Source organism: Psychrobacter cibarius, assembly GCF_016107535.1.
Taxonomy (GTDB): domain Bacteria; phylum Pseudomonadota; class Gammaproteobacteria; order Pseudomonadales; family Moraxellaceae; genus Psychrobacter; species Psychrobacter cibarius.
This window is the reverse complement of record NZ_JABASQ010000003.1, coordinates 104,714-130,352: the sequence shown is the minus strand read 5'-3', so window position 1 is coordinate 130,352 and position 25,639 is coordinate 104,714. Positions and strand designations below refer to the sequence as shown.

Sequence of the window (25,639 nt, the reverse complement as noted above, 5' to 3'; positions counted from 1 at the left end):
AATATAAAATAGTGCTTATTTTAAAGTCTAACCGCCTAGACTCGTAAGCAATATTGCAATCGAACTGTTATTTTGTTCATTCATATCAAAAAATCTGCTACGCTTGCTACCATGAGCAAATATCTCAATAACAATCCCTCAAAACTGTCTGCTGAAAAACTTGCGAGTCATACTCCAAGTGCTCCGGCGCCTTCGCACCTGCCTAATAGTATGATTTCCTCAGTCAGCTTATTGCCTGAAGATAAACGGCTGATTTTATTTACCAGACATTCCTTACGTGAACGCTCTGATGGCAATGGTTTTGCCAGTTATCAATTACCACTAACACCTAAAGGTCGAGTACTAGCGAAGTCGTGGGGGCGTTGGTTGGCAGGGCATTTACCGTACTCGCTTGATGTAGACAGTATCTCAAGTCCGATTGGACGCTGTATTGACACGGCGCAGCTGATGCAAGCAGGTGCGGGACTACAACGTGATATTACGCATCAGTCATTGTTGGTCGAGCCTGGTAGCCTCGTGACTGAGCCTGAAATAGCAAATCCAGTATTTAAAGAAATTGGTGTGCTCAACTTTATCAATCGATTTTTGCAAGGTAATTTAGAGGGAACTAAAAACGCTTACCAAGGCGGTCTCGATATTTTATCGCTGTTTTATCAACATCAGCCGCAGCAAGGGCATCTCATGCTTGCTGTTAGTCATGATACTTTATTATCTGCTTTTTTAGCAGTGATGTTTGATGTGGTCGAGATTGATTGGAATGATTGGCCAAAGATGATGGAAGGGGTGTTCTTGTGGTTTGATGATAAGCCGTTTGAACAAGCAAGTGCACACTTCGTTTGGCGCGGTGAAGTGTATGTGCGCCCGATTCATACTTTATTAGAAGACTACCGTGCTGCCGGCTTTCATCCTAATACATTGCTCTTACCACCAGAAGTGAAATGGGTCTAAATACTATTTAATCTAAATACTATTTAAAAGATTACTACTCATTTTTCAAGCAGACATAAAAAAACCTTGCCCTAGTATTAGAACCAGTGACAAGGTTTTAGTCATCACGCTATAAAGGCGAGATGTGGTCTAAACGTTAACAATCTTAAGCTTGTAGGCCTTTGATGGTTTTGTTTAGGCGGCTCTTACGACGAGCAGCTTTATTCTTATGAATAATACCTTTGTCAGCCATACGATCAAGAACTGGTACCGCTTTTTTGTAAGCTTCGGTAGCCGCGTCATAATCTTTAGCTGCGATAGCCGCATCAACACGTTTTAAGTAAGTACGAACCATAGAGCGTTGTGACGCAGAGTTCTGACGACGTTTGGTGTTTTGACGGGCGCGTTTACGAGCTTGTGCAGTATTAGCCACGCGAATCTCCTTGATAAAGACAGATAAAAATATGAATGTGGATTACAATAAAAAAGGGTTTAACCATCATCGGTAACGAGCAGCCGTCTCGCCAAACATGATGTCGATGTCTAATATTAAAGTACCTATCTGTTATTAAAGGCACCTAAATGAGCAATAGAGCATCGCAAGCGCCAAAACTGTTTGGAATAATTAAACAGCGTTAACGTGTAAAGCCGGTTATCTTAGCAAATTATCGCCCTTAGAACAATATATTTGATGATTAATGCTTAAAGAAGTTGTGTGATCATATATATGACAGCTTTTGTGTCTCTGCTCAGCTGTTTTTTGAAATATTTATCAATATTGTTGCACTAAAAACCGCTTATGAGTGAATAAATCGCTTAGCCGATAAAATCTCTTACAATAAATTCTATAGAATACCTTCAGTTATGCGTTAATTTAGGTATGATACTAGGGCATGTCCTCAATTCAATCGATGGACATCTAAATGGGCTAAAAGTGGCTGAATCTTGCCAAACAATGTTAAAAAACAATGTCAAATAGCTGGTTGATATTCCGATAGTATTTAACATTCTGATAGTATCTGCGCTATTTTCCTCATTTGACTATGATTTATCTCATTTTTATCACCATTTTCAAAATGAGGATACGCCCTAAGATGAAAAGCTTTGGTGATAGGCTTTAAAATCAGATTTTTCATTATCATCTATTTTCCAACACACTATAAATGGATAGGCTATGCAGCGAAAAGCAATTGTAATTGGCGCGACAGGATTGGTCGGACAGCATCTTGTCAAACAGCTTAGTGAGCTTTATGACACGTTAATTGTGATTGCAAGGCGTCCGCCACGCTATATCAATACCAGCATGCGTTTTTATCAGGTTAATGATTTTGATAATTTGGCTGAAATATTTGCCAGTGTTGGCGTTGATAGAAAGACGGACGCTTTTAGCTGTCTTGGTACGACAAAGAAGCAGGCTGGTAGCGATGAGGCCTTTCGAAAGGTTGATCATGATTATAATGTCAATTTTGCCAAACTGTGCCAAGAAAAAGGTGTTGAAAATTTCTTTTTGTTATCATCCATGAATGCTGATATTCATAGTCGGTTTTTATACAATCGCGTAAAAGCTGAAACTGAGCAGTCTATTATGGCGCTAGGTTTTACGCAGCTAGTTATTTTCCGTCCGTCCTTGTTACTTGGCAAGCATAAAGGTCGTCCGCTCGAAAGTATTGGTCAAAAAGCCTTTCAGCTGATATCGCCCTTAGTTTCAGAATCATTGTCACTGCATCCCATTTCCGCCAAACGCGTTGCCAGTGCCATGGCGATGAGTGCGCATGATGTTTATCAGCGTAATAAATACCGTACTGAACCTGCTATCCAAACCACTGATATCATCGAAAATAAGCAAATGCTAGCGATGACTAAAGTTAAAAAATAGCCTAAGTATTAAGTTAAAGGAACAATTAAAATTAAGCCCCAGTCATACATAACAAGGAGCGTCACTATGTCAGACATGCCAGAATCAATAACAATGGATAAAGAGAACTTTGTGACCTGTGATTTATTGGATGCCAATCCTGAGTCGCAGGTGTGTTTGCCTAATATCGAAGGTAAGTCTTTTCATAGCTTTGGCGGCAAAAAGAAATTCTGCGGTGAAATTGTGACGGTGAAATGCTTCGAAGACAATAGTCGCGTCAAATCATTGCTAAATAGCGATGGTAAAGACAAAGATGGTAACGGTAAGGTATTGGTCGTTGACGGCGGCGGTTCGATGCGTTGTGCGCTGCTAGGCGACATGATTGCGCAGTCAGCGATTGATAATGATTGGGCGGGGGTTATCGTATACGGCTGCGTCCGTGATGTTGATGATATGGCAGCAATGGACATCGGTGTGATGGCGCTTGGTTGCATTCCGCGTAAATCGAATCGCCGCGATGAAGGTCAAACCGATATTGAAATTAGCTTTGGCGATTTAACACTAAATTCTGGTATGTTTGTCTATGCAGATAATAATGGCATTATCGCTAGTGATAAGCCATTAATTTAACACTAGCTTAATAAATAGCACTCAAAAACCTCAGCTTAGCCGTTGAGGTTTTTTTATTGAGTGACAACTTCAATGCTGTAGTGATAGCTTATAGACTGTCATAGGTATTTTTAAGGTTTTTCGGTAGTGTTTGATAAGAAGTAAAATGCTAAGTGACAAACCGTTACGGCATAAATTTTGGTAATTGCTGAAATATTCGTATAATAGCTCTCTGACTCTTAACATTGATCCTACTCTTTATGCCTATCACTGCTTTGACTGACGCGTTTGAACCAATTAACCAGCAGTTGTTTCCTATCCAGAATGCCGAGCGGCGTTGGCTGGCACCTGTGCATGGTGCAGTCAGCAGTTTGTGGCTAGCAAGTCTGGTGCAAACACCGCTATGGAATGTTGCCGACCGATTAAAAGTTGTGGTGACGCGTGACCAAAACCAGCTCAATCAAATAGAGACGGAATTGGCATTTTGCGGCGTCGATGCTTATGTGTTTCCCGATTGGGAGACGTTGACCTATGATGAGCTGTCACCACATCAAGACATTGTTAGTGAGCGTATCAATCTATTAACCGATATGCCAACGTCAGGCGTGCTGCTCATCTCGGTTCAGGCGTTGATGCATCGTGTCGCACCGCCAAGCTGGCTGATAGGGCAGCATTTTGATTTGAGTGTTGGTGATCGATTTGATATCAATATCCAGCGCGGATTGCTGGCAAAGGCAGGCTACCGCGCCGTTGAGAATGTATTTGAGCCGGGTGAATTCGCGGTACGTGGCAGCATCATTGATATCTTTGCCATGGGTCAACCGTTCCCACTACGTTTAGATTTGTTTGATGATGAGATTGAGACCATTCGTTTTTTTAATCCGCAAACCCAGCGGACATTGACCGTTGATGACCTCAAAACAATGATGAGCGGCAACGATAGTAGCATGGGTAAAGAGTCACTATCACTGTTACATAAGCTGCCAGATATCTCAAAACCTATCGAACAGTTTCAAATATTACCAGCGAAAGAGTTCCCGCTTGATGAAGGGCGTGAGACGTTTCGTACCAACTTCGCCACGATGTTCCCTAATGCGAGCAGCCGTAAGTTTGAGCTACATAAAGACGTAATGGCAGGTATCGCTAGTAGCGGACTTGAATATTATCAGCCGCTATTTTTTGATTTAAAAGAGTGGACAGCAGAGAGTAGCTTGTTTGCTTACTTACCAAGCGATGCGCTTTTTATCACTGATGAACTGATTAATGAAAAACAGGTAGATTACTGGTCACAAATTCAGCGCCGTTATGAAGAGCGCCGTCATGATATCGATAAACCTATTGTCGCCCCTGAATGGTTATATTTGCTATCAAATACCTTAAACGCGCATCTTAATCGTTATCCACGGGTGATTCTCAGTGCGCGCAATGAGCTGGCTAGCATGACGGATGTTGCTGCGATTGACAGCGATGATTCGTTATTGGAAGATGCTTCATTGTTAGCAGATGGTTCATTGCTGGAAGTTGAAGAGCAGTCAGATTCACAGCCACAACTGCCGCTTGCGCCGAGTAAGCAACAAGGCTTGGTGACGCTCAGTGCGCAAGAGCCGCCACAATTGGCTGTTAATCACCAAAAGTCTGAGCCTCTTACCCAGCTATTAGAATTTTTAGAGCTGCAAGCACAAACAGCGACGCCAGTATTGATCGTTGCTGAAACAGCGGGTCGCCGCGAAATTCTCATCGAGTTGTTTAAAGGCAAAATCGATATCAAAGCTTATGATAGCTTTGAGGCGTTTTTAGCAGCGGACAAAACCAACAGCGTTAAAGGTAATAAGCTACCGCAGGTTGGTTTAACCGTTGCGCCCATTGAACGTGGGGTATATGTTCCTGAGCGTTTGGTGCTGATTAGTGAGACGCAGTTATTTGGTCGCCAAGTATTGCAAACACGCCGTCGTCGTCAAAGCGGGGTGTCTGAAGAGTTTTTGGTTAAAAGTGTTACTGAAATAACCGAAGGCAGCCCAGTGGTGCATATCGAGCATGGTATTGGGCGTTACAATGGGCTGATTACGTTAGATGTGGGTGATGGCGAGCAAGAGTTTATTCACTTAAAATATGCCGATGATGCCAGTATTTATGTGCCCGTTGCTAATTTGCAAATGATTAACCGTTATAGTGGCGGTGATCCAGCGCTTGCGCCATTGCACAAAATCGGTAGCGGAAAATGGGATAAAGCCAAGCAAAAAGCGCTTGAGCAAATCCATGACGTAGCGGCCGAGCTGCTTAATATGCAAGCGCGTCGTGAAGCTAAAGTCGGTATTCATTTTAAAATAGATGCGTCACAGTATGAGCTCTTTGCCAGTCAATTTGCCTTTGAAGAAACGCCGGATCAAGCCAATGCCATTCATGCGGTGATGGAAGACATGCGACAAAACCAACCAATGGATCGGCTCATCTGCGGTGATGTGGGTTTTGGTAAAACAGAAGTGGCTATGCGGGCAGCATTCATTGCTGTCAGCGCAGGTTATCAGGTGGCAGTGCTAGTGCCTACGACCTTGCTGGCCGGTCAGCATGAAGACAATTTCCGTGATCGTTTTGCCGATTGGCCAGTGCGTATCGAGACGCTCTCACGCTTTGGCGGCAAAAAGCATCAAGAAACGGTGTTGACAGATTTAGCAGCAGGTAAAGTCGATATTGTCATCGGCACCCATAAACTGTTACAACCTGATGTGAAATTCTCTAATTTAGGTTTGATGATTGTCGACGAAGAACATCGCTTCGGGGTGCGCCATAAAGAGCGTATCAAGGCGATTCAGACTGATGTGGATAGTATGTCGATGACAGCAACCCCCATCCCTAGAACGCTCAATATGGCGCTCTCAGGTATGCGTGACATGTCAATTATCGCGACACCTCCAGCACGTCGTTTGGCGATTAAAACCTTTGTCATGCAAAAAACGGATGCTCTAATGAAAGAGGCCATCTTGCGTGAGTTATTGCGCGGTGGGCAGGTTTATTTATTACATAATGATGTGGCGAGCATTGAGCGTATGGCAGAAACCATACGTGAATTGGTGCCTGAGGCGAGAGTAGGGGTTGCTCACGGGCAAATGCAAGAGCGCCAACTTGAGCAAGTGATGCAGCAGTTTTATCATAAAAAATTCAACGTACTGATATGCTCCACCATTATCGAGACTGGTATTGATGTACCAAATGCTAATACCATTATCATTGAGCGCGCTGATAAGTTTGGCTTGGCACAATTACATCAGCTGCGTGGTCGTGTCGGTCGTAGTCATCATCAAGCGTACTGTTATCTACTTGTGCCTTCTATCAAAGGTCTAAAAGGCAATGCTAAACGCCGGTTGCATGCGATTGAACGCGCCAATACGCTGGGTGCAGGTTTTATGCTGGCTAGCGAAGACTTAGAAATTCGCGGTGCTGGCGAAATACTTGGTAAGCAGCAAAGTGGTAATATGCAGGCGATTGGTTTTAGCTTATATATGGACATGCTAGAGCGAGCAACTAAGGCGATTAAAGCGGGTAAAGAGCCTGATTTAAGCACACCGTTGTCGCTGACTAGTGAGATTAATCTGCATAGCTCAGCATTGATACCAGAAGAATATCTCCATGATGTCCATCAGCGTTTGTTATTTTATAAACGCATCAGTAATGCCGATGATAAAGAGGCATTGATTGATATTCGTACCGAAATGATTGACCGTTTTGGTACATTACCAGAGCAAACTAAGCAGTTGTTCGCCATCCACGGACTGCGTATACAAGCTGAGCCGCTCAAGATTAATAAGATTGATGCCAATAGTAATAGCATGACATTAGAGTTTGCGCCTAATACCCCAGTCGATGCCTTGGCAATTATTAAGTTGATTCAGAGCAATGGTCAGCGTTATCGTATGAACGGTGCTTCTGGTATTCGTTATCAAGATGCTGATAAACTGGCAACGCCGCAACAGCGCGTCACCGCGATTCAAGAATTATTACGCTATTTTAGTGAGCATATGGTGGCAGAGTCAGCGTAGTTGTTTTGGCATTTCGGCATTTTGAGAGCTTAGCAATGATTTTAGGTAGATTCAATCAGCTCAATAAGTCAGCTAGCCAGTGCTCAAGTAGGACGTCAAGACAATGAGTCATAGCGCTATTTTATCGGTCGGATAACTGATAAAATAGCAACATCCTATATTTAGCCTATTGTTTTTTAGTAAATTAAATTCTGCTTTTCTAGATTCATATTCCTTTTATCTGTGTGTCATAACAAGAGAACCGTCATTATGTTCCAACTTCATCATAAACTTGCTGCCGATAGTTTTTTAGTGGGTGATTTCCCATTATCGACTTGTCGTTTAATCAATGATTGCCAGTTTCCTTGGTTAATATTAGTGCCGCGCGTATCAGGTATCAAAGAGTTATATGAGTTATCTGAAGCCGATCAAACACAGTTTTTACGTGAATCGAGCTGGTTGTCGAGTCAGCTAGCCAAGACCTTTCAAGCTGATAAAATGAATGTAGCTGCACTCGGTAATCAAGTGCCCCAACTTCATTTTCATCATATCGTTCGCTATCAAAATGACATGCAATGGCCAAATCCAGTATGGGGCGTCCCTGCTATTCCTTATACTAAAGAGGTGTTGGCGCAGATGCAGCAAACGTTAATGATGGCGCTACGTGGTCATCATCAAATGCCATTTGATTGGCAAATGTAATAAATGCCTGAGTAGTAACAGGTCGGTAAGTTGATTGGCAAATCGATAATGATACTCTATTGGCTAGGTATCGATTAACTAGGCATCGATTGACCCATCAAAATAACTAGAAAAATGGCCAAACATTTAAAGTTAAGCTTTATTTTGGTGTCTTAGTCGTTTTACGGTTATGCGCCAACGTTATGCTCGGTTATTACATGACTTAATTTTTATATATTAATAGGTTTTAAGTATGTGAAATCCAGATAAATATTATCTGGATTTTTTGTGTTTGGCTCAAACGATACGTCTTATAATCCCGATTTGGTAGCAAATTAAGACAAGATGAGTGATGAGTGGTAGGCTTTTGGCTATCAGTGACATGGGTTTTGTTGCATTTAAAAAGTATAATGTAATCATTGATTAATTTTATACACAACTTGGCATAGAGGTAGGTAGTACGCGTGTGCTATCCTCAAGCCTTTTAATTTTTTACATAGCCTGTTTCACGTAAGCGAATACTTCATATGCCTTTTTTAGACACGCTGAGACCAAATCACTCTTCAAAAAATGAAGGGATTTATCGATTTGACTATCCAGAAGTCTTCGTTTTAATACTTACGGTCATACTCCTCGCTGTACATTTTAATTTTAGACCTACTTCAATGGCACTGCTCGTTATTGTTTGTCTGCCAAGTTTAATGATTTTGATTTATAACTATCGCCGCCAAAAAAGCTTTTGGACGTCTAATATTGTTATCATTTTACTATCGATAGTTATTGGATCGATACAGTTTTGCACGGTTATTTCGCTTAGCTTAGCCGCGCTCATAGCACTCAGAATTATTATTAGCAGCCCTGAAAATCATTTAAAATTGATAGCCGTCTCTGTAATAACTGTCATTGTTTTCTATTATGTTAGCGTTACCCTAAGTAGTGCTGATATAGATTGCCATGAAGGCTGGACCACACCGATAATATTATTAGCCAGTATAATCGTTATACTGTATCAGTTTTGGCATGTGTACCAAGAGTATATTGGTTATGAAACTCGTGCTCATCAGGCCGTTGGGCGATTAAGCACGATGGTCTCCGTCATTAATAAGTTGACGCGCTTCATACCTCCGCAAGTTTGGGAGCCTATCGTAAAATCTGATAGCCCAGTTACCGTTGCTAATAAGCGTGCTAAGCTGACGATTATGTTCTCAGATATCGTTAGCTTTACGGAATTGTCAGATAGTTTGAGCGCTGACAATTTGGCTGATATCTTAAATACTTATATGCATTGTATGACATTGATAGCAAATAAGCATGGCGCCGTACTTGATAAATTTATTGGTGATGGCATGGTGTGTTTTTTTGGTGAGCCAAATAGTCGCGGTGCGCGCCAAGATGCTTTAGACTGTATCGCAATGGCAATAGACATGCGTCGCGAGATGCGAACTTTGAGGCAGAAATGGCGATTGATGGGCTTTGAGGGGTTGTACATCCGTATCGGCATCAGCACAGGTTATTGCCATGTTGGTAATTTTGGTAGTAATAATCGCCTAAGCTATACCCTTATTGGTAAAGAGGCCAATCTAGCGGCAAGACTGGAGTCGAGCGCTGGTAAAGATGAGATACTGGTCAGTGAGAGTACCTACGATTATATCTGTCATAATTATGACTGTCAGCATGCGGGTGCGTTCAAGTTAAAGGGTTTTGATAGCAAGGTAAATGCATGGCAAGTGCTGGATCCAGATACGTATAAAGGTCATTTATCAAAGTGGGTTGATCACACACTACCAGGTTTCAATTTGCATCTAAATTTTAAAGATATGAAGGATAATGATTATCAAGATATCAGAGCACGCTTAAATTTTGCGCTTGAACGTGTCGAGCAGGAGCAAGAAAAAGTGGCAACTGACATAGCGGCAGCAAGCAAACGTAATGACAATCAATGACAATCATCATAAATAATCATCCAAAAATAATGTTTATAAAATCAAGCGCAAGAAAGCCAGCTATTATTATGATAGCTGGCTTTCTTATCTAATGAAGTAAACTGTAATATTAGAACGTGTTCTAGCGTTTAGTGGTTTTCTTTTGCATGGTTGAGCGTATATTTAGGAATCTCAATGGTTAAGTCTTCATCATCGAGCATGACCTGACAAGATAGGCGTGAGTCAGGCTCTAATCCCCAAGCACGATCTAATAAATCGGCTTCAATATCATCCATTTCATCTAAACTATTAAAACCTTTACGGACGACCACATGGCATGTGGTACAGGCTTTTGACATCTCACATGCATGTTCAATTTTAATGCCTTTTTCCAATAGCGCTTTACATAAGTTGCTGCCAGCTTCTAGCTCGACTTCGGCGCCTTCAGGGCAAATTTCATGATGCGGTAGTACGGTAATTTTTGGCATAAATCGTCTTTCCAGTGCTAATCAATTAAAAGAATAAAAATATAAGAAATGAGCTTAGTATGGTGACTAAATCACATTTTAAATGTATCTGCTACCAATCTTGGGCATTCGTGCCTGCCATGCTGGCTTTGACGCTTTGATTCATAATACGGGCAGCAAAAGCATCACTGTGAGGCTTGAGCTTTGCTTGCTGTGCTTCGATAAGTGCCAAATCATCAGTACTGAGCGTTGTCTGCAACACTTGTATTTGCTCAGCCAATGAATGCTGCTCCTCAGAAGACAATAAGGCTGCAAATTCTTTAAGGGCAGATTGTAGCGCTAATACTTCACGCTCCGCTTCTACTCTGGTCTCGATTAAAGAACGTGTATTTTTATCTTCTTCTGCATGCTTGAATCCTGCGACGAGCAATTGCTCTTTTTGCCCATCTGATAACCCATAAGAAGGCACAATCTCAATCTTACTTTCTGTCTTGGTTGTGGTTTCCTGTGCACTGACGGTTAGCTGTCCATTCGCATCGATACTAAAGGTCACTTCAATACGAGCAAATCCAGCTTTCATCGGCGGGATACCATATAGCTCAAAACGACCCAATGAACGGCAGTTATCTACTGTCTCGCGCTCGCCCTGTACCACATGAATCACCATGCCTGTTTGACCATCTTGATAGGTGGTAAACACTTGGCGTTTTTTGACAGGAATAGGCGTATTACGTGGAATCAGTACTTCAACTAAGCCGCCCATGGTCTCAAGACCAAGCGATAGCGGCGTTACGTCTAACAATAATAGGTTGTTATTACTATCGCCATTGACCAATTGATGCGCCGTTTGGGCAGCACCCAAAGCCACGACTTCATCGGGATTTAGACGACAAAGTGGTTGCTTGGCAAAAAACTCTGTCACGACTTGTTGTATAGCAGGCATACGAGTAGAGCCACCGACCAAAATTACTTCGTCTAGATCAGCACTCAAAAGCTTGGCATCACGCAGGACTTGTTCGCATACGCTCAATGTACGGCGGCTCACTGGCTCTGCAATAGCCAGTAAATCTGTACGGCGCAGCACACCTTGATAAGATTGCTCGTTGACAGTGATGTCAATATTGACTTGTTCAGCATCCGTCAGGGCTTGTTTATAAGCCTTGGCTTGTTGGGCGAGTATCGATTTATCATGACGACTCACATCTTTAGGATCGATATTTAATTGCTTGATAAGCCAATTGGTCATTAGACGATCGATGTCGTCACCACCTAATGCACTATTACCGCCAGTTGCCAGTACTTCAAAGACACCATCAGTCAGCTTTAAGATAGAAACGTCAAAAGTACCGCCACCCAGATCGTAAATTAAATAATAACTTTCTTTATCGCCGTTTTGCGTTGACTGGTCGAGACCATAGGCGACGGCAGCAGCAGTAGGCTCATTTAGCAGACGTAAAACATTAATACCAGCCGCTTGGGCTGCATCTTTGGTCGCTTGACGCTGGGCTTCATCAAAATAAGCAGGGACAGTAATGACCGCACCCTCGATACTGTCTGCAGGCAATGCGCTCGCTGCCCGTTGCTCAAGCGCTGCTAAAATACGTGCTGATACTTCAACAGGCGATACTTCACCTTGAGCCGTCACAAATGCTGGCATGTCATCTTTGCTGCCGCTTAACTCATAAGGATGAGAGAATTTGATATCAGCTTGACTACGACCCATAAAACGTTTAGCCGAGACGATCGTATTTTTTGGATCATCCGCTAAGTGGGCTAATGCATCAGAGCCAACCAACGGCTTACCTATACTTGGATAATAGACCACAGAAGGTAATAAGGTATCGGTAGCTGCGCTTGCCTCTAAGACTTGCGCCTTGCCTGAGCGTACTACCGCGACCAATGAGCGCGTAGTACCAAGATCAATTCCTAGGCCAAAACGATGCTGATGGGGTTGGGCGCTTTGATTGGGTTCGGCAATTTGCAATAAAGACATAAGATAACTCAAAGATAAAATGAAAAAGATAAAATGAATAAGTGAAATGAAACAAATATGATAAGCGCACTATTGTAGTTTAACTGCGTTGTATGCACGTGAAAACGAAGATACTTAGCGATTAAAAGTGCTTAAAATAAGGGATTATACGGCATCGCTGTGACTATTTTAACCATCGCTTATAATATAGTTTTCAAATAAGCGTTATAAGCTAATACCATTTATAAATAAATTTGGCATATAAAATAAATTAACAAGCTTATACGTCAGTTAGTTAGACGTATAAATCATCATCATCTGAATGCTCAGCAGTTGCTAACTCATCGATACCAGTAGTGACGTCAGCATTTAATTTGACTAAGAATTTCAGTTTTTGTGTCGCATCAATCGCCGTTTGCCAATCTTGGTTTTGGTAAGCATCATTAAAACGCTTAGACTGTTTTGCCAGTCGTTCGGTGATTTGAGGGTGTAGTTGTTGCAATGTCGCACGATCCTTACCCTCGATAGCGTCATCTAAATCCATGCGCATCTGCATCGCATCTTCTAAAAAGTCCAAGTCTGCAATTGAATGCTCTAGATTCTGTGCTTGATCTGCCATGTCTAGTAGATAGCTAGCACGACTATCAGGCGCACTTAGCGCTTGGTAGGCTTGGTTGATTAACGCTGAGGCCTGCTCAGACTGCTGTTGCGCTTGCGTAGTATTGGCTAGATTCTTGTTGACATTATCAGGATGATAACGTTTTTGTAGCAGACGTAGATGCTGATCGAGACTCTCTTGATTGACTTCAAACTGTACAGGCTGCTCAAATAGGGCAAAGAAGTTATCAAACTGGGCTTCTGCAGTAATGTCTGTCATATCATACGCCTTGCTTGTTATTTATTTTGAAAGTTTTCTTTAGCTGAGAACATATTTATTATGGCTTGAATATAGAATCAGGAAACTCTAAACTCAAGGGTTTTTTAACCTTTGAACCATTAAACGGTAAAAGACTCGCCGCAACCACATTCGCCTTTTTGATTAGGATTGGTGAACTTAAAGCCTTCGTTAAGACCTTCTTTTTCGTAGTCCATCAACAAACCATCTAAATAGACCAAACTTTTAGGATCAATAAAGATGTTAACGCCGCGGCTTTCGTAACGCGTGTCATTTTCATCAGGGGTATCTACAAACTCTAAAACGTAAGCTAAGCCTGAGCAACCCGCGGTACGGATACCCACTCGAATACCTTCACCTTTGCCGCGATTGTCCAAAAAGTCTCGAACATGCTGAGCGGCGCGTTCTGTCATTTCAATCATGCCAACTCCCATTGACTATCAATGATAAATATCAATCAAAAAAATCTGTATAAACTGGCAATGAAAATAGCGCACTTGCCAAAAAAATCTTAATAACGACCAGTTAAGAATCACTAGAAAATAAAAGGTGACAATTACATTAGCGTTATTGTCACCTTTTTAGCGTTAGTAGCTGTTCAATACATCGACTACTAAAGTACGGCCATTAAGACCGTGTACTTAGAAGTACAATACTTACGCTAATAGGTTTAGCTAGCCGCTTCTTCTGTCTCTACTGCTGCGCTGTGCTTGCCTTTATAGTCGCTAATAGCGGCTTTAATGGCGTCTTCAGCAAGTACAGAGCAATGCACTTTTACTGGTGGTAAGGCCAACTCTTTCGCGATATCGTTGTTTTTGATTTCGCCCGCTTGATCCAAGCTCTTGCCTTTTAGCCACTCAGTCACGAGCGAGCTTGAGGCGATTGCTGAACCACAGCCATAAGTTTTAAAGCGTGCATCTTCAATGATGCCATTATCATCAACTTGAATTTGTAGGCGCATTACATCGCCACAAGCTGGGGCACCAACCATACCAGTACCAACATTTTTGGCATTTTTATCAAGATTGCCGACGTTGCGTGGATTTTCGTAATGATCAATAACTTGGTCACTATAGGCCATGGGGTTTTCTCCTAGTTAGATGATGAGTAGTCAATTACTGACTTTAAATGTCTAACTACTCATCGATAATTGGGGTCAAACATTTAGTTAATAGAAACGGTATTTATAAAAACGGTATTTATAAAAACTGGATTTATAAGTGTCTGATCAATCGTTTAATGGTTCTATTTGATAACTATGTCGTTGCTTTCGGTAATTTTAGTGCTCAGCCCATTCGACTGAATCTAAATCAACACCTTCTTGGTACATATCCCAAAGTGGTGATAAGGCACGTAATTTATCGACCGCTTCATGCATTTGTTTGATGACAGTATCGATATCTTCTTCTGTGGTATAACGACCGAAGCTGAAACGAATTGAGCTATGTGCTAATTCATCTGGGCGACCAATAGCGCGTAATACATATGATGGCTCAAGCGTCGCTGAGGTACAGGCTGAGCCTGATGATACGGCTAAGTCTTTGAGTGACATCATGAGAGACTCGCCCTCAACGAAGTTAAAGCTGATGTTTACGATATTAGGTACACTGTTTTCAAGATCACCGTTTAGGTAAATCTCTTCGATATCTTGTAGACCGTCCCACAGTTTTTGGCGTAGCTTGGCTGCATGTGCATGGTCTTCTTCATAACGCTCATTGGCTAAAGCAAATGCTGCTCCAAGACCAACGATTTGATGCGTCGGTAATGTACCTGAACGCATACCGCGCTCATGACCACCGCCATGCTGCTCTGCTTTCAAGCGGATACGTGGCTTACGGCGAACAAATAATGCGCCAATACCTTTAGGACCGTAGGCTTTGTGACCTGAGAAGCTCATCAAATCGATCTTCGTGGTTTCAAGGTCAATCAATACTTTACCAACAGATTGTGCGCCATCGACGTGGAAGACCACACCCGCTTCACGAGTGATTTCACCAATGGCAGCGACATCAGTAATCGTACCAAGCTCATTATTTACCATCATGAGTGATACTAAGATAGTATCGTCACGTAATGCTTCTTTAACTTGCTCTGGTAAGATTAGCCCAGTGCTTGGCTGTGGCTCAAGATAAGTAATCTCAAAACCTTCTTGCTCAAGCTCACGGCACGTATCTAAGACCGCTTTATGTTCGATTTTGCTGGTAATGATGTGCTTACCACGAGACTGATAAAAATGCGCTGCACCTTTAATCGCTAGGTTGTCTGATTCTGTTGCACCAGAGGTAAAGACGATTTCGCGTGGATCAGCATTAATGACTTCAGCTACTTGTTGACGCGCTGTTTCTACCGCTTCTTCTGCTTGCCAGCCATAGCCATGCGAGCGCGAGGCTGGGTTACCAAAGATGCCATCTACTGTCAGATACTCACTCATCTTAGCAGCTACTGATTTTGCAACTGGTGTGGTGGCGGCATAATCTAAGTATATAAGGTTGTTATGTTGGCTCATGCTGGGTTTGCCTCGCTGTTCGATAGGGTAATAGTGTTGATATCTTTTATGGAAATCTCTTTGGTAGAGCTGTGCTGGCGCTCTGACACTGACTGCACATTTTCCATGTCTAATAATTGCGCTAATGTTATATTTTTCAAGTACTGTTCGATATGATTGGACAGTGCACACCATAAATCATGGGTTAAGCACATTGTACCACCTTGACAGTCGCCACGTCCTTCACACTGCATCGCATTAACCGACTCGTCAACGGCAGATATGATGCTCATGACATCTATTTCATGCAATGGTTTGGCTAGATGATAGCCGCCTGCTGCACCTCGGATGCTAGTGACCAGACCACGTTTACGAAGTTTGGAAAACAGTTGTTCAAGGTAAGAGATAGAAATCGATTGCCGCTTGGCGATATCAGATAAGGAGACTGCAGTGTCTTGTTGGCTGGTTTGTAGTGCCAAATCTAGCAACGCAGTAACGGCATATCTGCCTCGAGTAGTCAAACGCATGTGTTATCTCCAAACTTTTAAGTCATTTTTATTTAACAACGACCTTAGCAAAATGATAGTGGTGGCAGCTTGTAGCGCAATATGAAAGCTACTGATGAAATCACATAACCGCTAAGTTGTGTCTTATCGTTATTAAACAGCAGATGATGAACCCGATGTGTGCAACGATTAAGCCAATTATACTTAATCCTGAGTAATTTAGTCAAGATTAAAGTGTGGTTGAATGGTTAATCGAGCTTATCACTATGATTGATAAAAACAATGGTATTAAAAGGAGGGGCTATAAGATTGAGAACACTGATTCCTAGCATTTTTGAAATACTAAAATACAGTCTTAAGGTTTGCGTCTTACGTTTTTTTAACTTCTATCAATTATATTAGGGCGTGCTGAATGTTCAATACGCCCCAGTCATCTAAGCGCTTAGTATATTAAGCGCTTAATATGCCTTAATCGGCATCAAACGCGTTTGGTAAAGTAAGTAGCTTGTTATTGGTAAGCTGTCATTGGTAAGTCGTCGTTGGCGACATTAATTCATTAATAGCGCGATAATAGCTGCGATCATAATGACGAGAGCAGCCACGGTGACGATTATCAGGGTTTTCTGTTTGCTCTGTAACTCTTTAACCGTGATTTCAAGCTCACGGTTTTTAATAGTTAAAGTGTTTATTTGGGTTTGTTGCTCTTTGATGCGTAATTTATAGCTGTCTTTTTTGTCAGCCATTTCAGCTTCAGTAGGCTTGGTCTTACCTTTGCCACCTTTTATCTTTTTAATAAGACCTTGAATTAAGCTGCCAAGACCGAGTTGCATAATAAACTGCTTGACCAACTGTACTTGAACAGACTCGCCGCGCATTTGTAGTTTTTCGGTGGTTTCGCTGTCATGGGTGGTGATCGCATTGATCACTTGGATGCTATAAGCATTAATGATGACGTCAGGTTCGCTGCGGTCAATAGGTAACTCTGCGTCTAATAATACGCCTTTGGTGCTAAACGTGGCAAACACCTCAACATGCGGTAGATACAAGCGTAGCGCCACGACAGTACCTTGCTTGGCAAGTGGGTAAGCAGCTTTACGTAGTTCGGGATCTAAACGTAACAATAGTGTCAGCGCCGACTCGATGAACACCAGAATGATATTAAGAAAAGAGTGAGACAACGTAGAACGCTTCATGTAAATAATCCGTTTTATATTTGGCAAATTAGAGGCAAAAGACAAACAAGAGTCAAAATTGACCCAAAAGGTGCAGTGATATTTTGCTTATAGTAACGCCTTTATAATAAAAAGTAACGCTAGTTTCTGTCAGTTGGGAAATTATTACTTTACAATTTGGTAATCAACAAGGACACAGATATTTATGACTGGCGATGCCTCAGTATGAGATGACATCTCTTTGAACGATAAGGCAGTATAGAGGTTGACTCGCTAAGTCGAAGTTACGAAAAGCCAAGGTTACTAGCAGTTATGACAGTTGCAGAAGTTTTGCGTAACATTGAGTGTCAAATACGTAGTACAGTAGGCAAAAATATGTAAAATCGCTTGCGCTCCTTATGCTGCCTTGATATAAAGACGATAACAAAGCGAAACCTGTTGATACGCCAGTCAGGCAGTTTTTATTGCTTAAATGCTATGAGAGCGTTACAATGCTTGGCGTGAGCGTTTATTATCCCCCTTAAACTTGAAGGAAATTTTATGAATAAGTCAGAATTAATTGATAGCATCGCAGACAAAAGTGGCCTAAACAAAACCCAAGCTGGCGATGCATTGAATGCTGTTATGGAAAGTGTTGGTGAAGCGCTAGAAGCTGGCGATAGCATCTCATTGGTTGGTTTTGGTACTTTCAGCGTAAAAGACCGTAAAGCACGTACTGGCCGTAACCCTAAGACGGGTGAAGAGCTTAGCATTCCAGCAAGTAAAGTACCAAGCTTTAAAGCGGGTAAAAACTTAAAAGAGCGTTTAAACTAAGCCGTTTTATTAAAAATGGATGCTGTATAACGACGTGATATACGAATCAACACAGCATTTACTTAGTAAAGCACTATATGGTTTATAGCATGGCTGAAAAGTCATAATATGAATCATAAAAAAGCACCTAGATATTAGGTGCTTTTTTTATCGCTATAGTTTGTATCATACCACGTGAATATTTTGAGTCTGCATCAAAAATCACGTATCATAGGGCGCGCGATAGATGCGTTGTTTAAATAAGGCCGTTTTACTCAGTCTTGTTGTTCTATATCAAATTCACACGTTCTTATTCTTACCATTGCCTGCTTAGATAGCATTGATATTAATAGTAATATTACAATGGTTTTTCATCAATATAGGTTTATAAAGCAGAGATAACTATGGATAAATTGCGCGATTTCTTAAAAAGCTGGCCAGGTCGCATTTTATTGATTTTATGCCTATCGCCGCTCGCTCTATTGGGTGTCGAAAGCTATTTTGGAGGCGGGGTCGATCCCAACCAAGTCGCTCAGGTGGGTGAAGCAAGCGTAGGGTTGTCCGAGTATCAGACTGCCGTAAATAACCGTCGTACTGAAATACTAGAACAAGTTGATGATGCCAGTCTATTAAATGAAGATGTGTTGCACGAGCAGGTGCTCAAAGGTCTCATTGATCGTACGCTATTGGAGCAGCAAGCGGGCAAGCTTGGTATGACAGTCTCTGATGACACGATTAATCGTTTGTTGCGTGAAGAAGAAATTTTTAAGGACGCAGAAGGCAATTTTTCTAACGACCAATTCTCAAACTTCTTGCGCCAGCGCGGCATGACTAAAGATCAGCTATTTGCTGAGTTTCGTAACCAGTTAAGCCTCGACCAACTCAATGCCAGTATTGTTGGCACGGCAGTATATCCTATGCAAGCGGTCAGTCAATTGATTGACTTACAACTTGAGTCGCGCAATATCTGGCTGCATCGATTTAATTGGCAAGATTATGCAGATCAGGTCAAGTTAAGCAAAGGCGATATACAAGCCTATTATGATGCCAATAAAGACACGCTAAAAAGTGCGGCGATGGTAGATTTGGCATATTTGCAATTAAGTCCTAAAACCATTCAAGTGAATGAAGTTACGGAAGAGGATTTGCAGCAGCAATATGAAGCTTATAAGCAAGGGCTAGCGGTCGTCGATGAACGTAAGATCAGTCAAATCCTATTAACGGGTAAAGACGCGAAGACCAGAGCGGCCAAAATCAAAGCTCGCTTGGATAAAGGTGAGTCTTTTGCGGCATTGGCTAAAACCGAGTCAGATGATCCATCGGGAGCAACAGGTGGCGATATTGGTACCTTTAATCCCTCTGTGTTTGGTAATGATGCCGCAGCGGTTGAGCAGGCTTTAGAAGGCTTAAGTGTGGGTGATGTAACAGCACCTATTAAGACTAGCTTTGGCTACCAGATATTTACCGTAACCGAAGATAACGGTAGTAAAATCCCAAGCCTAGAAAGCATGCGTGCAGAGCTGACAGCAAAAGCCAAAGAATATAAGCGTCAAGAAATCTATGCAGATAAAGTGACAGCGATTAATGACTTGGCAGCAGATGGCTTCAGTATTGAAGACATCGCTCAGCAAGAGAACGTAACGCTAAAACGTATCAAGGATTATCGTAAAGAAAACAACAAATCGGAGTTATCACAACCAGCAGTGATTAAGCAGGCTTTTGATGAGTTTACCATTCAAGATCAGGCAGTAACCGCAGGTATCGAAGTTGGTAACGGGACGGTATGGGTGCAACCAAGCAACTATCGTCCTACGAAAACGCTTAGCTTAGCTGCTGCTACGCCAAAAATCACTCAGATATTACGTCAAGAAAAGGCCACGGCATTGGCTCTAAAAGAGGCGAAGAAACTAGCCGCTGGTATTAAAACGCCTGCTGATATCAATAAACAGCCAGTACGTTTTCAATCATTAGGTGAAGTGAATCGCCAAACCACTCTATTGACAGAGAAAGAGCGCGGATTGGCCTTTAGTCAGCAAGCAGCTAATAATGGCGTCGTTGCTATTGCCAGTGAGACTGAGATGGGCGCGACTTTGTTGGTCGGTGATCGTATTAAAACAGAGGAGCAGTCGCCATTATCTGATGTGCAAAGAGCACAAACAGCTGCCATCATTCGTGATAACTTGGGGCAAGATCAGCTACAAGATTACTTGGATTATCTCCGCTTGGTATATAAAGTTGAAGTTAATGACGTCAATATAGCAAACGCGCAAGGGCGTTAGAAATAAAGCTATTAAGGAAAACTTGAGATACTTACTTAGTCATTCTTTCTAAATAATCTTCTCAAGTTTGAAGCATAAAAAAGCCACTGTCTACAGTGGCTTTTTTAATGAGTATTACTTTTATCATAAAGATTTAGCATTAATGGCGATATAAAATTCAATACTGCTATTAATGCTACTATTCAAAGTGATACGGAACAATTTAATGGCGGAAATGACGCATACCAGTGAATACCATCGCGATGCCATGCTCATTTGCCGCAGCAATGGTTTCATCATCACGCATAGACCCACCTGGCTGGATAATAGCAGTAATACCGACTTGGGCAGCGTTATCGATGCCATCACGGAAAGGGAAGAAGGCATCTGATGCCATAACAGCACCTTCAGTAGCCAATCCAGCGTGCTCAGCTTTGATAGCAGCGATACGCGCTGAGTTGACACGGCTCATCTGACCAGCACCAACACCGATAGTACGCTGACCTTTGGCATAAACAATCGCATTAGATTTGACGTATTTTGCCACATTCCAGCTGAATAATAGATCGGCGATTTGCGCTTCTGTTGGTTGTACATCAGTGACAATCTTTAAGTCATTGGCTGTAATCAAACCGAGATCTTGCTCTTGTACTAGCAGGCCACCGTTGACGCGCTTGTAGTCAAGCTGACTATCGCGTTGATCTGGCGCTGGCAGTTCGCCGCACACCAATACACGGACATTTTTCTTAGCAGCTGTCGCTTCAAGTACACCATCTTCGATGCTTGGTGCAATAATAACCTCTACAAACTGGTTGTCGATAATGGCTTTAGCAGCTGCCAACGTCAATGGGCGGTTAAAAGCAATGATGCCGCCAAAAGAAGACTCAGGGTCAGTACTAAAGGCAGTGTTATACGCGGTTACTTGATCGTTATCCACAGCGACACCGCAAGGGTTGGCATGCTTAACGATCACGCAAGCAGGTGCACTAAAGGCTTTGACGCACTCAAGGGCAGCGTCAGTATCGGCGATATTGTTATAAGACAGTGCCTTACCTTGTAGTTGCTTAGCAGTCGCTATAGAGGCTTGTTGGCTTTTTAGCGGATGGTTTTCCGTATAAAAAGCGGCGTTTTGATGTGGGTTTTCGCCGTATCGTAGATCCTGTGCTTTTTCGAGCTGCACATTAAAGGTACGTGAAAAATTCTCAGGTTGCTGGCTTTCATTGACACGGCTACCTAAGAAATTGGCAATCATTCCGTCGTACTGTGCAGTATGCTCAAAAGCCTTCACTGCCAAGTCATAGCGCAAAGCAGGTGTCAGCTCGGTGCCATCACCTAAAGCGGCAAGTATGCGCTCATAATCTGCTGGATCAGTCACGATACCCACATGAGCGTGGTTTTTCGCCGCAGAACGCACCATCGTAGGACCACCGATGTCGATGTTTTCGATAGCATCGTTCATGGTGACATCCGCACGAGCAATGGTTTCAGCAAACGGATATAAATTCACGACAACCAAATCAATACGCTCAATCGCGTGCTCACTCATGACGGCATCGTCTGTACCACGGCGTCCTAAGATGCCACCATGAATTTTAGGATGTAGCGTTTTGACACGGCCATCCATCATTTCAGGAAAACCTGTGTAATCGGATACTTCGGTCACAGCGACATTGTTTTCTGTGAGTAAACGATAAGTACCGCCAGTAGATAGTAAGCCAAAGCCTGACTTAATAAGGCCTTGCGCAAATTCAACGATATTGGATTTATCAGAGACTGACAATAGAGCAAGTGGGATTGTACTCATAAGAAAATTTCCATAAAAAAAGCCTGACGTAAACGTCTGGCAAGGTGACAATGACAATTGTTGCAGACAATATCATGGTGGATAGCGTCAATAACGTTAAATTGCCATACATAATGATTGGTAATAAAGACAGAGAAATGCATATAGCAGATGCTACATTAAGTCATAAGTTTTGAGTTTTTTGCGTAAAGTGCCACGATTCAGACCTAAGATTTGTGCACACTTGGTTTGATTGCCTCGCGTTTTTTCAAGGACAACCGATAACAGTGGCTCTTCAACTTGTTTTAAAATAAGCTCATACAAGTCGGTCGGCATCTCATCACCTAGCATTGCAAAGTACTGTCGTACCACACGCTCCACATGTACGCGCAGTGGTTCATGACGCTGGCTCGCATAGCTGTCTAATGAGGAGTCAACATGACGAGTTGAATGATGGTTAGCTGTACTATAATCGGCAGGATGCTCAGAGCTTGTGGCAAAATGATTGGCATTATGCTGTGCATGAGGTGCCATAAGATAATGTCCTTGGGATTGGAAAGAGTCAAACCATAAGATATCAGGGTATTATATCAAATTAATATCGTTTAGCGCTGACAGATTAACCTTATATTGGCAGCAGTATGACTAGGGTATATGCTTACTATTATAACATTGCCACAAAATATAACTGGCTGGGTCGCACTTGCATCACTACTAAACTTGCGACCTGCCTATGTTTTTCTGACGGCTGAAGTTTTAAAAGACGAGGTTGTTTATAGATAGACAGTATTTTGTTGGTAATTATCTATTCAATACAGAGGGCTTATAGTCACTTCTCGAATTTGTCTATTAGCTACAGGGATGGTAAATAATATGTTTCGACTACTGTCCGCCGCTAATTGGCTTTGCTTGCTTAATAGATAATCAGCTGGCGTGGCGATGAATTCTCCAATCATATCATTTGCGCCGTATACGCTGACTTTAACATTCGGATACAGCTGTGCTTTGGCACTTTGATTGTTTAATGTGGCACTGACATCGCTCGACTTTCCATCCATCTTAATCTTACTCGATTTATGATTAAGGTTGGTAATCGTGAATGCTGTTAGATCGGCACTAGGTAAACTACAGGCAGCCACTGCACATACTGATTGTAAGCGCTCTGCATGCACTGGGTTTTTCATCAAAGTTTCTAGATTGAAAATGACGTATTGAGCAAAAAGTAGCAGTGCTAATACTAAGCATCCTAGTGTCCATAGTAAGGATGCGATAGAACGTCTCTGCGGCGTAGGTGTGAACTTTGCTTGTGCTTTTCTCACACGCTCTTCGGAGGTTGACGCTTCATCTTTCAGTGGTACACCCATATCGAGCAACAGTTGTGATAAATCGGTATCGTCTTGTCGAACCTCTTCGCTTTTATTTTGTTCTTTTAGGAGCTTTTCGAGCCAAGAATTATCCGCAGTATCATCCACATTGGCATGAATATCATTAGCGGCTGCTGAACTGAGCGCCATTTGTGCTGATGAGGAATTTTCTGTTGTCGCATCAGATGATACTTTCGCTGATGACCCGTTGTTTTTATCTGTTTTTTTAGAGAGGTTGCTTGTTGGTTGGTTGTCTGCTGTAGAAGTATAACTGCTATTGTTCATATTGCTTGCTTGAGTCAGCCAAGCATCCATACTATCTAGAGAATCATACTCTAAAACACTTTCTTCTGGTTCATCGCTATCCATATCATCATAGATTAAGCCGTCATGAATCAAATCATCCTCAATTAAAGTATCAGATGAAGCATTTTTTGAGTATGGAGGAGTGAGTGGTGACTTAGCAGCGCCTGCTGCATGTTGATTTTTATTATGATTGTCAGCGGTTTGTGCAGAATGTCCATTTGAATCGGATAGCGTCTTGGTGTCAGTCGTTGTATTTTTTTGAATAGCGGAAGTACTGACAGCATCGGCAGTGAGGATAAGATGTTTATTGACCAAAAAACTCTGTTGGCATTGATCACAGCTAACAGTGGCGTTTACTTTATTCAACTGTGTTTGCTGTATTTTAAAGCAAGCTTGGCAATGAGGGCACTGAGTTTTTATGGGCGTGGTCATAGGGTCGAATCCAAAAAATTATGGTTATCAATACCGCTTAGCCACTCGCTAATAGTTGCCTATAGTGCTAATACTGCCGTTTGTATCAGCTTTAAATATTAGCTGTAAATGTCCATAAATCATGAATAAGGACAGAGTGGCGTCAAATGCATGACATTTGACTGCCCTCTATCGTAACAGATGTAATTAAATGTTGCTAGCCTGTAAATGTACCAGATAAACGCTGCCAATGTTGGTCTTCTTGCGCTGTAAAAGCATGCTTTGCATCAAGCGCAAAATAAGGTTGATAAGCCGCCGTTACCTGTTCGGTTTGTGACTCTATTAGACCGGCCAATACAATGCGACCTTTTGGTGCGATTAAAGTGGCGAAGTAAGGCGCTAAGCCAATAAGCGGCTTGGCTAGAATGTTTGCAACGATTACGTCTACAGGTAACACATCGTTTTGTGCGCAGTAGTCAGTGAAGTCTTCTGGCAAAAACGCTTGCAGACGATCCCCAACGTGATTGCGTGCGGCATTTTGATTGGTTGCCAGCACTGCTTGTGGGTCGATATCGACGGCATACACGTGGCGTGCACCTAATAACAAAGCAGCAATGCCTAAAATACCTGAACCGCAACCATAATCAATCACCACTTTGTCTTTTAGATCTTGTTCTGTTAACCAGTCAAGACATAAGCGGGTAGTGGCATGATAGCCTGTACCAAAAGCTAGACCAGGATCCATAATAATGTTAGTCGCCTCAGGATTGGGCGGCGTCAGCCAGTTGGGTACAATCCATAAATTATTGGCACATTCGATAGGATGGTAATTGCTCATCCATTCGCGCTCCCAGTCTTTATCATCGACAGCCGTGAGCCAGATACGGGTGGCTTGCACTTGTGCTGCGATTTCATGACTGAGCTGCTCGACTGCCTGACAACTGCCAGCATCGGTGGTCGCATCAAATAGCCCTGTCAAGATAACCTCATCCCATAGCGGTGATTCACCAGGTAATGGCTCAAATAAAGGCTGGTCACCTGCGTCGTCTAAGGCGATGGATAATGCACCTGCTTCTAGGAGCAGTGCCTCAGCCAAATCGACGTTTGCTTTTTCACATTGTAAATGCAGTTGTTGCCATGCCATAACGATAACCTTAATTAAAAATAAATGTCTATTTTGGATAAATGATGCGTATGCACAATATAAAAAGTGAATAGATA

General features: G+C 42.3%; 21 protein-coding genes. 8 read left to right on the top strand and 13 right to left on the bottom strand.

Annotated features, from left to right (window positions below; translation table 11 throughout):
* Positions 1-111 precede the first annotated feature (111 nt).
* Positions 112-948, top strand: a complete 837-nt coding sequence (locus tag JFC08_RS03845; RefSeq protein WP_198329761.1) for a histidine phosphatase family protein — start codon at positions 112-114, stop codon at positions 946-948.
* Positions 949-1,093: 145 nt separating this feature from the next.
* Here JFC08_RS03845 and rpsT read toward each other — a convergent pair whose 3' ends face one another.
* Positions 1,094-1,360: a 30S ribosomal protein S20 gene (gene rpsT / locus JFC08_RS03840; RefSeq protein WP_010200097.1), complete on the bottom strand. Its 267-nt coding sequence runs from the start codon at positions 1,358-1,360 to the stop codon at positions 1,094-1,096.
* A 741-nt stretch (positions 1,361-2,101) separates the two neighbouring features.
* Here rpsT and JFC08_RS03835 point away from each other — a divergent pair.
* From JFC08_RS03835 to JFC08_RS13750, 5 genes are all read left to right on the top strand, one after another.
* On the top strand, positions 2,102-2,803 hold the full coding sequence (locus JFC08_RS03835; protein ID WP_198329760.1) for an NAD-dependent epimerase/dehydratase family protein: 702 nt from the start codon (positions 2,102-2,104) through the stop codon (positions 2,801-2,803).
* Between the two features lie 75 nt (positions 2,804-2,878).
* Entirely contained in the window at positions 2,879-3,412 is a 534-nt protein-coding gene (gene rraA / locus JFC08_RS03830; RefSeq protein WP_198329826.1) for a ribonuclease E activity regulator RraA, read from the top strand.
* A 239-nt stretch (positions 3,413-3,651) separates the two neighbouring features.
* Positions 3,652-7,425 carry a transcription-repair coupling factor gene (gene mfd / locus JFC08_RS03825; protein WP_198329759.1) on the top strand — a complete coding sequence of 1,258 codons (3,774 nt, stop codon included), beginning with the start codon at positions 3,652-3,654 and terminating at the stop codon, positions 7,423-7,425.
* A gap of 249 nt (positions 7,426-7,674) precedes the next feature.
* The gene (locus JFC08_RS03820; RefSeq protein WP_045445060.1) at positions 7,675-8,106 is read left to right on the top strand and encodes an HIT domain-containing protein; all 432 of its coding nucleotides are present in this window, start codon (positions 7,675-7,677) and stop codon (positions 8,104-8,106) included.
* 1,001 nt (positions 8,107-9,107) lie between these two features.
* Positions 9,108-10,028, top strand: a complete 921-nt coding sequence (locus tag JFC08_RS13750; RefSeq protein WP_244656467.1) for an adenylate/guanylate cyclase domain-containing protein — start codon at positions 9,108-9,110, stop codon at positions 10,026-10,028.
* 128 nt (positions 10,029-10,156) lie between these two features.
* Here JFC08_RS13750 and fdx read toward each other — a convergent pair whose 3' ends face one another.
* The 8 genes from fdx to JFC08_RS03775 form a co-directional block, all read right to left on the bottom strand.
* A complete protein-coding gene (gene fdx, locus JFC08_RS03810) occupies positions 10,157-10,495 on the bottom strand; it encodes an ISC system 2Fe-2S type ferredoxin (RefSeq protein ID WP_045445066.1) in 339 nt (112 codons plus the stop codon).
* A 91-nt stretch (positions 10,496-10,586) separates the two neighbouring features.
* Positions 10,587-12,467, bottom strand: a complete 1,881-nt coding sequence (gene hscA / locus JFC08_RS03805; RefSeq protein ID WP_198329757.1) for a Fe-S protein assembly chaperone HscA — start codon at positions 12,465-12,467, stop codon at positions 10,587-10,589.
* Between the two features lie 274 nt (positions 12,468-12,741).
* The gene (gene hscB, locus JFC08_RS03800; RefSeq protein ID WP_109590375.1) at positions 12,742-13,323 is read right to left on the bottom strand and encodes a Fe-S protein assembly co-chaperone HscB; all 582 of its coding nucleotides are present in this window, start codon (positions 13,321-13,323) and stop codon (positions 12,742-12,744) included.
* A 119-nt stretch (positions 13,324-13,442) separates the two neighbouring features.
* Positions 13,443-13,763 carry an iron-sulfur cluster assembly protein IscA gene (gene iscA / locus JFC08_RS03795; RefSeq protein ID WP_045445072.1) on the bottom strand — a complete coding sequence of 107 codons (321 nt, stop codon included), beginning with the start codon at positions 13,761-13,763 and terminating at the stop codon, positions 13,443-13,445.
* Between the two features lie 248 nt (positions 13,764-14,011).
* Positions 14,012-14,422 (bottom strand): Fe-S cluster assembly scaffold IscU, encoded by a 411-nt coding sequence (gene iscU, locus JFC08_RS03790; RefSeq protein WP_055124404.1) that lies wholly within the window; start codon positions 14,420-14,422, stop codon positions 14,012-14,014.
* Between the two features lie 198 nt (positions 14,423-14,620).
* Positions 14,621-15,847 (bottom strand): IscS subfamily cysteine desulfurase, encoded by a 1,227-nt coding sequence (locus tag JFC08_RS03785; RefSeq protein ID WP_198329756.1) that lies wholly within the window; start codon positions 15,845-15,847, stop codon positions 14,621-14,623.
* On the bottom strand, positions 15,844-16,353 hold the full coding sequence (locus JFC08_RS03780; RefSeq protein ID WP_045451863.1) for an Rrf2 family transcriptional regulator: 510 nt from the start codon (positions 16,351-16,353) through the stop codon (positions 15,844-15,846). Before JFC08_RS03780 ends, JFC08_RS03785 begins: the two co-directional genes overlap by 4 nt.
* A gap of 527 nt (positions 16,354-16,880) precedes the next feature.
* Positions 16,881-17,525, bottom strand: a complete 645-nt coding sequence (locus JFC08_RS03775; RefSeq protein ID WP_045451866.1) for a hypothetical protein — start codon at positions 17,523-17,525, stop codon at positions 16,881-16,883.
* A gap of 519 nt (positions 17,526-18,044) precedes the next feature.
* Here JFC08_RS03775 and JFC08_RS03770 point away from each other — a divergent pair.
* Together JFC08_RS03770 and JFC08_RS03765 are read left to right on the top strand one after the other, a co-directional pair.
* Positions 18,045-18,317 (top strand): HU family DNA-binding protein, encoded by a 273-nt coding sequence (locus JFC08_RS03770; RefSeq protein WP_045445077.1) that lies wholly within the window; start codon positions 18,045-18,047, stop codon positions 18,315-18,317.
* Between the two features lie 383 nt (positions 18,318-18,700).
* Positions 18,701-20,575: a SurA N-terminal domain-containing protein gene (locus JFC08_RS03765; RefSeq protein WP_198329755.1), complete on the top strand. Its 1,875-nt coding sequence runs from the start codon at positions 18,701-18,703 to the stop codon at positions 20,573-20,575.
* 202 nt (positions 20,576-20,777) lie between these two features.
* Here the strand turns inward: JFC08_RS03765 and purH are convergent, their stop codons facing one another.
* The 4 genes from purH to prmA all read right to left on the bottom strand — a co-directional run bounded on the left by purH (position 20,778) and on the right by prmA (position 25,562).
* Entirely contained in the window at positions 20,778-22,358 is a 1,581-nt protein-coding gene (purH, locus tag JFC08_RS03760; RefSeq protein WP_198329754.1) for a bifunctional phosphoribosylaminoimidazolecarboxamide formyltransferase/IMP cyclohydrolase, read from the bottom strand.
* 153 nt (positions 22,359-22,511) lie between these two features.
* Positions 22,512-22,871, bottom strand: coding sequence for a DNA-binding transcriptional regulator Fis (fis, locus tag JFC08_RS13860; protein WP_198329753.1), 360 nt, complete (start codon positions 22,869-22,871; stop codon positions 22,512-22,514).
* A gap of 275 nt (positions 22,872-23,146) precedes the next feature.
* Positions 23,147-24,439: a DUF3426 domain-containing protein gene (locus tag JFC08_RS03750; protein ID WP_198329752.1), complete on the bottom strand. Its 1,293-nt coding sequence runs from the start codon at positions 24,437-24,439 to the stop codon at positions 23,147-23,149.
* A gap of 196 nt (positions 24,440-24,635) precedes the next feature.
* Positions 24,636-25,562: a 50S ribosomal protein L11 methyltransferase gene (prmA, locus tag JFC08_RS03745; protein ID WP_198329751.1), complete on the bottom strand. Its 927-nt coding sequence runs from the start codon at positions 25,560-25,562 to the stop codon at positions 24,636-24,638.
* Between the last annotated feature and the right edge of the window lie 77 nt (positions 25,563-25,639).

Bases quoted from the DNA above. Each gene is read 5' to 3' on its own strand.
- JFC08_RS03845 (WP_198329761.1), top strand. From the start codon at position 112: ATGAGCAAATATCTCAATAACAATCCCTCAAAACTGTCTGCTGAAAAA.
- JFC08_RS03835 (WP_198329760.1), top strand. From the start codon at position 2,102: ATGCAGCGAAAAGCAATTGTAATTGGCGCGACAGGATTGGTCGGACAG.
- rraA (WP_198329826.1), top strand. From the start codon at position 2,879: ATGCCAGAATCAATAACAATGGATAAAGAGAACTTTGTGACCTGTGAT.
- mfd (WP_198329759.1), top strand. From the start codon at position 3,652: ATGCCTATCACTGCTTTGACTGACGCGTTTGAACCAATTAACCAGCAG.
- JFC08_RS03820 (WP_045445060.1), top strand. From the start codon at position 7,675: ATGTTCCAACTTCATCATAAACTTGCTGCCGATAGTTTTTTAGTGGGT.
- fdx (WP_045445066.1), bottom strand. From the start codon at position 10,495: ATGCCAAAAATTACCGTACTACCGCATCATGAAATTTGCCCTGAAGGC.
- hscA (WP_198329757.1), bottom strand. From the start codon at position 12,467: ATGTCTTTATTGCAAATTGCCGAACCCAATCAAAGCGCCCAACCCCAT.
- hscB (WP_109590375.1), bottom strand. From the start codon at position 13,323: ATGACAGACATTACTGCAGAAGCCCAGTTTGATAACTTCTTTGCCCTA.
- iscA (WP_045445072.1), bottom strand. From the start codon at position 13,763: ATGATTGAAATGACAGAACGCGCCGCTCAGCATGTTCGAGACTTTTTG.
- iscU (WP_055124404.1), bottom strand. From the start codon at position 14,422: ATGGCCTATAGTGACCAAGTTATTGATCATTACGAAAATCCACGCAAC.
- JFC08_RS03785 (WP_198329756.1), bottom strand. From the start codon at position 15,847: ATGAGCCAACATAACAACCTTATATACTTAGATTATGCCGCCACCACA.
- JFC08_RS03780 (WP_045451863.1), bottom strand. From the start codon at position 16,353: ATGCGTTTGACTACTCGAGGCAGATATGCCGTTACTGCGTTGCTAGAT.
- JFC08_RS03775 (WP_045451866.1), bottom strand. From the start codon at position 17,525: ATGAAGCGTTCTACGTTGTCTCACTCTTTTCTTAATATCATTCTGGTG.
- JFC08_RS03770 (WP_045445077.1), top strand. From the start codon at position 18,045: ATGAATAAGTCAGAATTAATTGATAGCATCGCAGACAAAAGTGGCCTA.
- JFC08_RS03765 (WP_198329755.1), top strand. From the start codon at position 18,701: ATGGATAAATTGCGCGATTTCTTAAAAAGCTGGCCAGGTCGCATTTTA.
- purH (WP_198329754.1), bottom strand. From the start codon at position 22,358: ATGAGTACAATCCCACTTGCTCTATTGTCAGTCTCTGATAAATCCAAT.
- fis (WP_198329753.1), bottom strand. From the start codon at position 22,871: ATGGCACCTCATGCACAGCATAATGCCAATCATTTTGCCACAAGCTCT.
- JFC08_RS03750 (WP_198329752.1), bottom strand. From the start codon at position 24,439: ATGACCACGCCCATAAAAACTCAGTGCCCTCATTGCCAAGCTTGCTTT.
- prmA (WP_198329751.1), bottom strand. From the start codon at position 25,562: ATGGCATGGCAACAACTGCATTTACAATGTGAAAAAGCAAACGTCGAT.